The organism is Flavobacterium sp. ov086 (genome assembly GCF_900187965.1).
Classification (GTDB): Bacteria; Bacteroidota; Bacteroidia; order Flavobacteriales; family Flavobacteriaceae; genus Flavobacterium.
In genome coordinates this window covers 110156-122873 of the sequence record NZ_FZNL01000019.1, presented here as the reverse complement: position 1 = coordinate 122873, position 12718 = coordinate 110156, and the positions used below count along the sequence as shown (strand labels likewise).

The 12718-nt window shown below is 32.9% G+C and carries 13 protein-coding genes; 8 read left to right on the top strand and 5 right to left on the bottom strand.

Annotated elements, in window-relative coordinates:
• The first annotated feature begins 172 nt into the window (after window positions 1–172).
• From CHB81_RS19330 to dnaG, 4 genes are all read left to right on the top strand, one after another.
• On the top strand, window positions 173–733 hold the full coding sequence (locus CHB81_RS19330; protein ID WP_089353479.1) for an RNA polymerase sigma factor: 561 nt from the start codon (window positions 173–175) through the stop codon (window positions 731–733).
• A complete protein-coding gene (locus tag CHB81_RS19325; RefSeq protein WP_089353478.1) occupies window positions 720–1469 on the top strand; it encodes a hypothetical protein in 750 nt (249 codons plus the stop codon). The genes CHB81_RS19330 and CHB81_RS19325 overlap by 14 nt, the downstream gene beginning before the upstream one ends.
• A gap of 261 nt (window positions 1470–1730) precedes the next feature.
• A complete protein-coding gene (locus CHB81_RS19320) occupies window positions 1731–2783 on the top strand; it encodes a hypothetical protein (protein ID WP_089353477.1) in 1053 nt (350 codons plus the stop codon).
• A 126-nt stretch (window positions 2784–2909) separates the two neighbouring features.
• The gene (gene dnaG, locus CHB81_RS19315) at window positions 2910–4967 is read left to right on the top strand and encodes a DNA primase (RefSeq protein WP_089353502.1); all 2058 of its coding nucleotides are present in this window, start codon (window positions 2910–2912) and stop codon (window positions 4965–4967) included.
• Here the strand turns inward: dnaG and CHB81_RS19310 are convergent.
• Together CHB81_RS19310 and nadE are read right to left on the bottom strand one after the other, a co-directional pair.
• The gene (locus CHB81_RS19310) at window positions 4964–5593 is read right to left on the bottom strand and encodes a response regulator transcription factor (RefSeq protein WP_026730588.1); all 630 of its coding nucleotides are present in this window, start codon (window positions 5591–5593) and stop codon (window positions 4964–4966) included. The genes dnaG and CHB81_RS19310 overlap by 4 nt on opposite strands.
• A 93-nt stretch (window positions 5594–5686) precedes the next feature.
• Entirely contained in the window at window positions 5687–6493 is an 807-nt protein-coding gene (nadE, locus tag CHB81_RS19305; RefSeq protein ID WP_089353476.1) for an NAD(+) synthase, read from the bottom strand.
• 99 nt (window positions 6494–6592) lie between these two features.
• Between nadE and gldB the strand changes: the two genes are divergently transcribed.
• On the top strand, window positions 6593–7549 hold the full coding sequence (gene gldB / locus CHB81_RS19300) for a gliding motility lipoprotein GldB (protein WP_089353475.1): 957 nt from the start codon (window positions 6593–6595) through the stop codon (window positions 7547–7549).
• Window positions 7549–7884 carry a gliding motility protein GldC gene (gene gldC, locus CHB81_RS19295; protein WP_165902275.1) on the top strand — a complete coding sequence of 112 codons (336 nt, stop codon included), beginning with the start codon at window positions 7549–7551 and terminating at the stop codon, window positions 7882–7884. The genes gldB and gldC overlap by 1 nt, the downstream gene beginning before the upstream one ends.
• Window positions 7885–8767: 883 nt before the next feature.
• Here the strand turns inward: gldC and CHB81_RS19285 are convergent.
• The 3 genes from CHB81_RS19285 to CHB81_RS19275 form a co-directional block, all read right to left on the bottom strand.
• Window positions 8768–9358, bottom strand: coding sequence for a hypothetical protein (locus CHB81_RS19285; protein ID WP_089353473.1), 591 nt, complete (start codon window positions 9356–9358; stop codon window positions 8768–8770).
• Window positions 9359–9545: 187 nt separating this feature from the next.
• Entirely contained in the window at window positions 9546–10166 is a 621-nt protein-coding gene (gene yihA, locus CHB81_RS19280; protein ID WP_089353472.1) for a ribosome biogenesis GTP-binding protein YihA/YsxC, read from the bottom strand.
• Window positions 10167–10208: 42 nt separating this feature from the next.
• Complete coding sequence (locus CHB81_RS19275) at window positions 10209–10973, bottom strand: alpha/beta fold hydrolase (RefSeq protein ID WP_089353471.1); 765 nt, start codon at window positions 10971–10973, stop codon at window positions 10209–10211.
• 378 nt (window positions 10974–11351) lie between these two features.
• Between CHB81_RS19275 and mraZ the strand changes: the two genes are divergently transcribed.
• Complete coding sequence (gene mraZ / locus CHB81_RS19270) at window positions 11352–11825, top strand: division/cell wall cluster transcriptional repressor MraZ (protein ID WP_089353470.1); 474 nt, start codon at window positions 11352–11354, stop codon at window positions 11823–11825.
• Window positions 11800–12708, top strand: a complete 909-nt coding sequence (rsmH, locus tag CHB81_RS19265; RefSeq protein WP_176427551.1) for a 16S rRNA (cytosine(1402)-N(4))-methyltransferase RsmH — start codon at window positions 11800–11802, stop codon at window positions 12706–12708. Before mraZ ends, rsmH begins: the two co-directional genes overlap by 26 nt.
• Window positions 12709–12718 lie beyond the last annotated feature (10 nt).

Sequence of the window (12718 nt, the reverse complement as noted above, 5' to 3'; positions counted from 1 at the left end):
AGTTTTTATTCATCCTTTTGATAATAAAGGATTTAATGCTGCTATTTGGAATTTGGTCCCGAAGCCTCGGGATATTTTTTGAAAATTTCTCATAACTCATGCAACCATTTCGAAACGACAATCGTCTATGCTAATAGAAGTCTGTTAGTAAACCAAAACCGAACGCTTATTAATGAAAATTATTCATTTACATCAAGAAGAAACCGAAATTATAAAGTTGGCTGTCGAAAATAATCGGCAAGCGCAACAGCAGATATATAGTCGGTTTTCTCCAAAAATGCTAAGTGTTTGTCGACAATATATAAAAGACATTCAATTGGCCGAAGATGTAATGATCACAGCTTTCATGAAAGTATTTACCAACTTAAATAAGTTTGAGAATAAAGGAAGCTTTGAAGGTTGGATTCGCCGAATCATGGTTAATGAATGCATTTCATATTTAAGAGTTCAGAAGAAAGTAAAATTTACCGAAGATGAGATTTATGTCGAAGAAAGTTTTAATGCAATTGACAGCAAATTTTCGACAGATCAGATTCAGCTTTTGATAGACGCTTTGCCGGACGGTTATAAAATGATTTTCAATTTATACGCCATAGAAGGGTACAAACACAATGAAATTGCCAAGATGTTAGGGATTAATGAAGGAACATCGAAATCGCAATTATCGCACGCCAGAAAAATGCTGCAAAAACAAATTAATACCTTAAAAAAACAAGATAATGGAACCGAATAATTTTGAAAAGGATTTCCGTGAAAAACTAAATCAACGTACAATCGAACCAAGCGACAAAGCCTGGGACAGATTAGATGCGATGCTGAGTGTTGCTGAAGAAAAGAAACCTACAGTTCGACTTCGCTCACTGCAAGCTTCAAAAAGAAAATGGTTGTATATCGCAGCAAGTATTGTTGGTTTCTTAATAGTGGGAACGTTCTTTTTTAATCAGAAGAAAAGTGTAGTTGAAGCTCCAAAAAACAATATTGTAATAGAAGAAAACACAAAGAAAGATTCGGTTGTAAAACCAACTTTAAATACAATAGATTTAGTTAGAACTGAAGTTGCAACTTCAGAAAAAGAATCTGTTCAGGAGTCTGAAAAACAAGGGAGTAATCACCCCGAAGTTTTGAAATTAAATCCAAATAAACCAATCAAAAACGAAAAAAATCAAGTAGCGGAGTCTTCAGTCATCATCAAAAACAATCCAGAAAAAAAATCAATCAATACTGAAAATCCAACTGTTGAAACTTCTAAAAAAGAGAGCGTCGATCAGTTGTTACTTTCGGCCGAAAAAACTGTAGTCGCAGAAAATTCGGTTAAACCGAAAACAAAAATCAAAGTAAATGCCAACGATTTATTAAATCAAGTCGACGGAGAATTAGAACTTTCTTTTAGAGAAAAAGTAATTACAAAAGTCAATAAAAATTACCAAACGGTAAAAGTGGCTTTGGCAAATCGAAATCAGCAGGAGTAGAGAATGTATAAGAAAGAAAATAGAAGAAAGAGTATAGAAGAAAGAAAATAGAAGAAAGAAAATAGAAGAAAGAATATAGATTTTTTAGTTCCGGAGGAACCATCCATATTGTAGCGTCGTCCCGAGGCTTCGGGATTAACCCGATGGAGATGGAATTCATATTTCACATTTGACAATCGACAATCAACATTTAACAATTAATAATTTATAATTAAAAAATCATCATCAATCAACAATCAATTTTTAAAAAAAAAATCAATCATGAAAAATTTTACCATTTATCTCGTTATCCTCATATTTCTATTTGTAAGTAAAGTAATGGGACAGGAAACTTTTGAATCTAAAGCAAGGCAGATTGCTAATAAAATAGAAAAGATAACAAAAGAAGAAAAAGCAACTTTAAAAGAAGAAGTTGAAGCCGTAAATGTTCAATTGTCTGAGGGGAAAATTACGCAGGAACAAGCCGATAAACGCAAAAAGGAACTGGCAGAAGTCAGAGCGACAATTATTGAACAAAAAGTAACCGAAGCGCAAAATGAACTTAATGATTTAGTGCAGCAAAAAGTAGACGGAAAAATTAAAGAAGGAGATTCGATTAAGAAACACACTTTAGTTATTCATTGGAATGATAAAGATTGGAAGGATAGTAGAAAAAGGAAAGATTCTATTCGTGGCGAAAAAAGAACCACTTCTCAATTTGTGTTTGCAGCAGGTTTAAATAATATGATGGTCGACGGAAAGCTTCAGGATTCAAATTATAGTTTTATAGGTTCACATTTTTATGAATGGGGTTTTACTTATAACTCAAGATTAATGAAAAACGACAACTTGCTACATGCTAAATACGGACTTTCATTAATGTATAACAATATTCGTCCAACAGACAATCGTAATTTTGTTGTAGACGGAAATCAAACGGTGCTACAGAAAAACGCTATAAATCTTGATGAATCCCGTTTTAGAAACGTTTACATTGTTTTGCCGGTTCATTTAGAATTTGATTTTTCTAAACCTAAAATAGTTAATGGAAAAACGTATTTTAAAACACATCAAAGCTTTCGTTTTGGAATTGGAGGATATGCGGGAATCAACGTAAAATCAAAACAGATTCTAAAATACAACCAAGACGATTTAGATTATAAAACAAGAATAAAAGGAGATTATAACGTAAATAATTTTATCTACGGACTGAGCTCTTATATAGGTTATAAAGAAGTGAGTTTGTATATGAAATATGATTTGAATCCGCTGTTTCAAGATAATTTAGTTAAAGAAAATAATATTTCGCTAGGATTAAGACTTGATTTAAATTAAAAATTTAGTTAATTGGTTAGTAGAGAAAGCACTTCGAAAGAGGTGCTTTTTTTATTTGAAATCATCCTATTTCAAGATGGATTTGTGTACTTTTACAGACTTCAAATTTTTAAAATATTTTACGTTTTGATTTCACAAGCCACAATTGATACTGTTTTTGAAACTGCTCGAGTAGAGGAGGTTATTGGTGATTTTGTTAATTTAAAACGTGCCGGAAGTAATTTTAAAGGGTTGAGTCCGTTCTCAGATGAGCGCTCTCCGTCGTTCATGGTGTCACCTGCAAAAGGAATCTGGAAAGATTTTAGTACAGGAAAAGGAGGTAATTCTGTAAAATTCCTAATGGAGCACTCACAGTTTACCTATCCGGAAGCCATTCGGTATTTAGCCAGAAAATACAATATTGAAATTGAAGAAACAGAACAGACGGATGCTGAAAAAGCTATGACGGATGTTCGTGAAAGTATGTATTTAGTTTCGGAATTTGCAAAAGGATATTTTAATGATATACTTTTAAATTCAGAGGAAGGAAAAGCAATTGGACTTTCGTATTTTAAGGAAAGAGGTTTTACAAATGAAACGATTAAAAAGTTTAGTTTAGGATATTCACCGGAAACATGGGATGCTCTTACCAAAGAAGCTTTGGGCAAAGGATATAAACTGGAATTTCTGGAAAGTACCGGTTTGACAATTGCAAGAGAAGATCGACCTTTTGACCGTTTTAAAGGCCGTGTAATGTTTCCTATTGAAAGTATGTCCGGACGTGTTTTAGGATTTGGAGGGCGTATTTTAACCAATGATAAGAAGGCGGCAAAATACTTAAACTCTCCTGAAAGTGATATTTACCATAAAAGTAAAGTCCTTTACGGAATTTTTCAGGCTAAGCAAGCTATCGCAAAACAGAATAATTGTTATTTAGTTGAAGGTTATACCGATGTAATTCAGTTTAACCAAGCCGGAATCGAGAATGTTGTTGCTTCTTCAGGAACAGCTTTGACACCAGATCAGATTCGTTTGATAAACCGTTTAACGAGAAATATTACAGTGCTTTTTGATGGGGATGCTGCAGGATTACGTGCTTCTATTCGAGGAATCGACTTGATTCTTGAGGAGGGAATGAACGTGAGAGTTTGTGGTTTTCCTGATGGAGAAGATCCGGATAGTTTTGCCAGAAAAAATTCTCATGACGAGTTAGTGGCTTATCTGGAAGAAAATAGTAAAGATTTTATACAGTTCAAAGCGTCGCTCTTAATGAAGGAAGCTAAGAACGACCCTATAAAAAAGGCCGATTTGATTCGGGATATGGTTACGAGTATTTCTAAAATACCGGACCGTATTCAGCGAGAGGTATATACTCAGGAATGTGCCAGAATTATGGACATTTCAGAGCAGGTTTTGGTAAGTACATTGGCACAGTTGATTCAAAAGGATCTTACAGAAGCTAATAAAAAGCAAAAGCAGGAACAAAAACCTTTTGAAGTTTTTAGAAACCAAAATAATACATATTCAGGAGGAGATCCGGATGATCCAAGAACAGGACCGCCAGAGGATTATCCTGGAGATATGGGATATCCGGTACAGCAACAACAAGCCGAAAAGGTTGATATATTATATCGTCTGGAGCGAAAAGTAATTGAAATTTTATTACTTTATGGCGATAAAACCGAAGAATTTGAAGATGTTCTCTTAAAAAATAATGGAGAAGGTGAGGTTGTGATGGTTTCTGAAATGAAAGAATATAAAGTTTTTCAGCGAATTTATTTGAGTTTGCAGGAAGATGAGGTAGAACTTTCGAATCCTTTATTTCGGGATATTTTCACCAATTTAATTGGTTTTTATCATCAGAATGAAAAGTTTAATCTTGAGAAATACTTAATGCACCTGGAGCCTGATTTTGCTCAGGAAGTTACTGATATTTTGATGGAAGATGAGCGATTGACTCTTCACGACTGGGAAGGACAGAATATTTTTTCGAAAATGAAACACGAAACGATTGCGCAATACGTTACTGAAACGATTATGTCTATGCGCTGGTTTTTGGTTGGTCGAATTATCGAAGAATTAAAAAGCTCTATAAAACCTGATAATTCAGATAATACAGAGCTTTTGTCGATGGTGGTTGATTACTCAAAACTAGTTAATACGTTTTCGAAAAAACTAGGAAGAGTAATGTCAAGATACCATTAAATAATTTCTAAAGTCTTTGCTTTGTTCACAAGATCCACTAAATTAGTAACATTTAATTTAGTCAATAATCTTAATTTGTAAGTACTGATCGTTTTTTCGTTCAGATTTAAGATTTTAGAGATTTCATTGTTTTTCTTACCATCACTTAAGTAACGTAAAACTTCAATCTCGCGATTTGACAGTTTTCTGTACAAACGTTCGCTTTTGCTTTGTTTAGCAATTAGAGCCATGTTTTTACGTACAGTTTCGTTGATGATAATTTTTCCTTCGTGTACTTTAATAATAGAAAGACCTAAAGTTTCAAGTTTTTCTGTTTTGTGCACATACCCAGAAACTCCTGCTTTGATTGCATTTGGAGCATACATTTGTTCAGCGAGGTCACTAAAAATTACAATTTTTGTTTTTGGGAAGTTTTTCAGGATAGATTTTACTTCGAAGATGCTTGAAAGACCTTCTAATTCCAGATCTAGAATTAGGATGTCAATCTCCTTCGTCTGAAGAATATCTCTAACCATTGAAAAATTGCCTACGTTGGCAACAATTGAAATTTGATCGTGGTCTTTAAAATAAGACTTAACGCCAAAGTGAGTCACAGGATGATTGTCTGCAAGACATACTTTAATCATAATTTTTACCTTTTTTAGAATTGTTCATGTTTTTGGAGCTGTAAAATTAATAAATAAATTCTGTAATTAATTGCAGGCAAATGTTAAAAAGTTTTATTTTAACGTTTTTGGTATAATGCAGACTGGTATTGCATCCATTTTATGCTTGTTGCTGGTGTTTAAACGTTTATAAATTTCAAAGACAGATTTTTCTCTCCCACTGTAGTCAGCTGGCGTATTTCCTGACTCTGCGGCCAACATCGCCCATTCAAGTTCGTCATAACTGGCTCCTAATTGGTCTTCATCCGTACGATTATCTCCAAATAATCCATCGGTCGGTGCTGCTGTTAAAATTGATTGTGGAATTGTTAAAAATTCTCCCAGAGCGTATACATCTGATTTCATTAGATCGGCTATTGGACTTAAATCGACTCCGCCATCTCCATATTTGGTGTAAAATCCTACTCCAAAATCTTCAACTTTGTTTCCAGTTCCGGCAACTAATAACCCGTGGATTCCTGCCAAATAATATAACGAGGTCATTCGCAAACGAGCACGGGTATTGGCCAGTGATAAGCTTACTTTTGCATCATCGTCTGTTTTTGGTACAGAACTTCTAAAAGCTTCAAAAGTGGCTGTTAAATCAGTTTCTACATTCGAAACATTCGGGAAACGTTTCTTTAATTGTTCAATATGTTCTCTTCCTCTTGAAACCTGACTTTCGGCTTGGTGAATTGGCATTTCTACACATAAAACTTTCAAACCGGTTTGGGCGCATAATGTAGAAGTTACCGCAGAGTCAACTCCGCCGGAAATTCCAATTACAAAACCATTTACTTTTGCATTGTTAGCATAATTTTTTAACCACTCAACAATGTGGTTATTCACTTTTTCTGTCTGAATAGTACTTTTTTTAGCCATAATAATTCAAGTTTTAAGATGCAGGGGTGTATATTTGCACAAATATTTTTAAGTAACGTTTATTTAAAATATAGGCAACACAAATCTAATTAAAATAAAATGAAATTATATCGCTTTGTAGTGGTTCTATGCCTGTTTTTTTTGTCCTGTGACCAAAAAACTAAAGTCGAAAAAGCAGTAGAAGAAATTCCGGTTGACATTAAGGTTGAACGTTTTGATAAGGTATTTTTTGAAACCAAACCTGAAGATTTAGCTAAAGTAAAAAAACAATATCCTTTCTTTTTTCCGGTAGGAAATGACGATAATATTTGGTTAAAGAAAATGCAGGATCCGCTTTGGAGGGAAGTGTATGAGGAAGTGCAGAAAAAATACAGCAATTTTGAACCGGTTCGTGAAGAATTCAATACGCTTTTTCAGCATGTAAAATATTATTTCCCTAAAACTAAAACGCCAAAAGTTATTACTGTAATTGGGGAAATGGATTATAATGCTAAAGCAATTTATGCAGACAGCCTGGTAATTGTTGCGTTAGAATTGTATTTAGGTAAAAATCATAAGTTTTATGAATTCCCAAATTATCTAAAAGAAAACTTCGAAGAGAAACAAATTATGCCAGATGTTGTTTCTAGTTTTACATATAGAAATATTCCGGCCTTTCCAGATAAAGATTTGCTTTCTCAAATGATTTTTGAGGGAAAACAATTGTATGCAAAAGATTTGCTTTTGCCAGGATATTCAGATGCAGAAAAAATAGGGTATAGGCAGGAACAAATAAAATGGTGTGAAGAAAATGAAGCGTACATGTGGCGTTACTTTATAGAGAGTGAAATGCTGTATAGTCAGGATCCAAAATTAACGACGCGTTTTATAATGCCAGCGCCGTTTTCTAAATTTTATTTAGAAATTGATAATGATTCACCTGGCAGAGTTGGTGCCTGGATTGGTTGGCAAATGGTGCGATCGTACATGAAAAATAACAATGTAACTTTACCGGAATTATTAAAAACAAACCCAAAAGAAATTTTCGAAAAGTCAAAATATAAACCGAAGAAATAATGTCAGATACAATAAACTCAGAAATTAAATTCAATATAGAATTGGACGAGAACCGCGTTCCGGAAAAATTAACATGGACTGCGCAAGATGGCGGAGTACAAGCTCAGGATGCAAAAGCAATTATGCTGTCGATTTGGGACAGTAAAGTAAAAGAAACCATGCGTATCGATTTGTGGACAAAAGATATGCCGGTTGATGAAATGAAGATTTTCTTTCATCAGACTTTAGTAGCAATGGCAGATACTTTTAAGCGTGCAACAGACGACGAAAAGATGTCAGATACAATGAAAGATTTCTGTGATTATTTTGCAGAAAAACTGGAACTTACAAAATAGTTAAAATTCCATTTTTTTTAAGTCCCAAATTCCAATCTTAAAGTTGGAGTTTGGGATTTTTTATTTGGAGGTTTTCAAAATTTGGGATTTTAATATTAACTTTAGAGAAGTAAAATTAATTTGTCGTTGACGTAGTTGATGGTCTAAGAAAAATTTAATAATATGTTATTTCCATTTTTTGTAAGCCTTGCTGGATTGTTTTTTTTACTGGTAAACAGTATTCGTTTTTATAAGACAAGAAAAAACAAAGATGTTCGATATGTCATTATTATGATCTATTTGATTTTTCTGTTTATAGAGGAATTATTGTGTAATATTATCGGATTCTGTTATCCTGGATCAAATTTTTTTCTGTCCCACTACTATTTCATTTTTCAATTCATTGCTTTAAGTATATTCTTTTATAGTTTGTTTTCGAGTATTGTTTTAAAAAGAGGGATACTTTTTTTTCTAATACTAGTTCTTATTTTATTAGCAATACAATATTATAAAGCGCCGGATCTTTATTGGAGATTTAATTTGTTTGAAATTGGGATAACTTCTACGTTGCTGATTTTATACCCGCTAATTTTTTTAATTCAGAATTTCAAAACAGCCAAGCATAGTTATCAGTATTTCTGTAATGGATTGATAGTTTATTTAGCCAGCAGTTTGAGTATTTTTTTGAGTGGGAATAGTGATTCCGTAATCTTTACTGAGCCATTTGTGCTTGATTTTTGGTTTTTTAATTCGCTGTTCTATATTCTATATCAATTTTTAATTTTTAAAGAATGGAAGGCTTTAAATCGCAAAGCAATAGTTAAAGAATCAGAATTAGAGGAAACTTTTGATAATCATGAAAAATTGTAAAGTGGTAAAAAATAAATTCCAATCTAATTAAAACTTATTTAGAGTTGGGTTTGATGGATTTCTTTTTGATGTCATTTATAATTTTGTTGTAGCAGCCTATAATAACAGTAGTTGTAGGTTTGCTTGTTAAACTATTTTCGTCTTCAATTGAACCTCCAGATGTCTGTGAATAAATTATTTCACCAAGATTTAAGTCATAAACTTCTATTGTAACTTCTGCAAAAGACATTTGCTTTTTATAATAAAAATGATCTGCAAATTCAAAATTACTTAAGTCGTTTTTAGCGTTTTTACTTTTTATGTTTACATAATAATCAAAATCGGCTCCTTTTTTTAAATCTAAAATCGTTGATTTACTAGGGTTAAGAGGGATTTGTCTCGGTAATAATAATGATTTTTCATTCAATGAATATTTTACTCTTTCATTAAGATATTCCGAAAAATCTTTTAAAGCTAAATTGGTTAATTTCTCCTTGGCATATGGGTTAACTTCAATTTCGCCAACTAGCCATTTTCCATTGGAGAAATCTATACCATGCGTATGACTTTTACTTATTACGAAATAATGAGTGGTGTTACAAGAAGCGAAGATTAGTAAGAATAGAAAGTAAAAATTTTTACTCATAATGATAAATAGATTTTGCTGCAAATATACTTTAAAAATGTATTTTTATTAAGAATTTACTTCGGGCAAAATAAAATAATTGAGTTTGCTTTTAAGTGATTGAAATTAAATAAAAAAAAATCCCAAATTCCAATCTGTAAAATTGGAATTTGGGATTTTTTTATTGATTATTTTCTAAAATTGGAATTTAAAACTGATTATTGTTTTTAAAAACCTCTTGATTTACTTCGTCAATATAATTTAAAACGTCATCTTTTCCGGTTTGTTCTGTAGCAGAAGTCACGAAATAGTGAGGCATCTCTTCCCAGTTGTTGGCAAACATTTGTTTTTTGTAAGCTGCAATATGAGAATCGATTTTTACTTTACTGATTTTATCTGCTTTAGTAAAAATAATGCAAAACGGAATTTCGCTTTCTCCCATATACGACATAAATTCAATATCGATATTTTGAGCTTCGTGGCGAATATCAATCAAAACAAAAGCGCAAACCAATTGTTCGCGAGTTTCAAAATAATCTGTAATGAATTGTTGAAAAACCGATTTTGTTTTTTTAGATACTTTGGCATAACCATAACCAGGTAAATCGACAAGGAACCAATTGTTATTAATCTTAAAGTGATTAATTAATTGTGTTTTTCCTGGTCTTCCTGAAGTTTTAGCTAAGTTTTTGTGGTTGGTAAGCATATTAATCAATGATGACTTACCTACGTTTGATCGGCCGATAAAAGCATATTCCGGCAAAAAATCCTGTGGACATTTTGCAACTTCAGAATTACTGATAATGAATTCGGCGGTATTAATTTTCATGTTTTTTGTTTTTAAAACCTCCTAAAAGTCGAAAGTTAGATGCTATAAATTCTTTTTAACGAGCCATTCTTCAAGAATTGTGTTGAATTCCTGAGGGTGTTCCATCATAGCAGCGTGTCCACATTTGTCTATCCAATACAAAGTTGAATTAGGCAATAATTTATCAAATTCTTCGGCAACATTTGGGGGTGTTACAGCGTCATTTTTACCCCAAATAATACAGGTTTCTACTGTCATTTTTGGTAAATCTTTTGCCATATTATGACGAATTGCACTTTTGGCAATCGTTAAAGTTTTGATTAGTTTGATACGGTCATTTACCGTTGCGTAAACTTCGTCAATAAGATCAGGAGTTGCAATTGCAGGATCATAAAATACATCTTCAGCTTTCTTTTTGATGTATTCATAGTCACCTCTTTTTGGATAACTGTCACCCATTGCGCTCTCGTAAAGCCCAGAGCTTCCGGTGATTACAAGTCCGGCTACTTTTTCTGGATACATTTTTGTGTGATAAAGAGCAATGTGTCCTCCAAGTGAATTTCCTAATAGAATAACCTGATCAAAACCTTTAAAAGTAATAAAGTCTTTTACGTATTTCGCAAAGCTTTTTACGTTTGTTTTTAAAATGCTTTGAGTATAGATTGGCAAATCCGGGATAACAACTTTGTATCCTTTCGTTGGAAAATATTCGGCTACAGCATCAAAGTTACTTAGGCCTCCCATTAAGCCATGTAAAATAACGATAGGAGTTCCTTCTCCAGCTTCATAATAGCTGTATCTGCCTTCTTTTTTGTAGTGTTTGTCCATTTAATTTAATGCCAATTTCAATTTGGACAAATATAGGGTTTAATAAATAAAAATGAATTTTTGCCACCGTTTTTTAACTACATAATTTTCAAGGATTCTATAAGTAATTAAAAATCAGCTTTTAGAGGTGTTTTTGCAAGAATGTTCAAATGTTAAGAAATCAGCATAATACTTATTTTTTTAAGAAAAATGATGGCTATTTTTTTTGATTGATCAGCGTTGTCAGGAATTGACTAATAATTAGTTAACGTATTGATTATTTACGTTTTAGGAGGAGTGGTAGTAAAGTGGTTAAACTTATTAACAAAGTGGTACATTGTGGTAAATTGTGGTAATATTTTTTATATTTTTGTCCTATAACATATTAATGAATTTTTCTTGAACACAATTGTCGGAACATATGAGTGTAAAGTCGATGCTAAAGGGAGGTTAATGATGCCTGCACCTTTGAAAAAGCAATTGACTTCTTCTCTTCAAAACGGATTCGTTTTGAAGCGCTCAGTTTTTCAACAGTGTTTAGAGTTATATCCAATGGACGAGTGGGACTTGATGATGCAAAAAATCAACAAGCTTAATCGCTTTGTAAAAAAGAACAATGATTTCATCCGAAGATTTACTGCTGGTGTTAAAGTGGTAGAAATTGATGCATTAGGGAGATTATTGGTGCCAAAGGATTTAGTGGCTTTTTCAGGTATTTCTAAAGATGTCGTTTTTTCATCTGCGGTTAATATTGTGGAAATTTGGGATAAGGATTTATATGAAAAATCAATAAGCGGCGAAGATATGGATTTTGCAGATTTAGCCGAAGAAGTAATGGGAAATATTAATGACGACGACAATGGAATATCATAATCCGGTTTTGCTTCATCCTACAGTTGATGGTTTAAATATTAAACCAGATGGCATATATGTAGATGTTACGTTTGGTGGCGGAGGGCATTCGAAAGAAATTTTGAGAAGATTAGGGCCAAACGGAAAATTATTTGCTTTTGATCAGGATGAAGATGCATTGGCAAATGCGTTACCAGATGAACGGTTTACCTTAATTAATGAGAACTTTAGATTTATAAAAAGGTTTTTGCGTTTTCATGGTGTTAAAGGAGTAGATGGAATTTTGGCTGATTTAGGAGTTTCTTCACATCAGTTTGATGTTCCGGAACGAGGTTTCTCAACAAGATTTGATGCCGAGCTTGATATGCGGATGAGTCAAAAAAATGATTTAAATGCTTATCGTGTGGTTAACGAATATGAAGAACAGGATTTACGTCGTGTTTTTTTTGATTATGGGGAGTTGAAGAATGCGCCGGTTTTGGCGAGAACAATTGTAGAGGCCAGAGAACATAGGCCAATAAAAACTACAGACGAATTGAAAGAAGTTCTGGCGAAATTTTTACCAGAAAGAGTTAAAAATAAAATATTGGCTCAAATCTATCAGGCGATTCGTATTGAGGTAAATCAGGAAATGGATGTTTTGAAAGAGTTTATTGAGCAATCATTAGAAATTCTTAATCCGGGTGGAAGATTCTCAGTAATCTCTTATCATTCTCTTGAAGACAGATTGGTAAAAAGATTTATTAAAAACGGAATGTTTGAAGGAGAGCCAGAGCGTGATTTTTATGGAAACTTTTCGGTTCCATTTAAAACTATAGGAAAACTGATTGTTCCGGATGATGCAGAAATTAAAATCAACAACAGAGCAAGAAGTGCAAAATTAAGAATTGCTGAGAAGATATAATATATAGGTA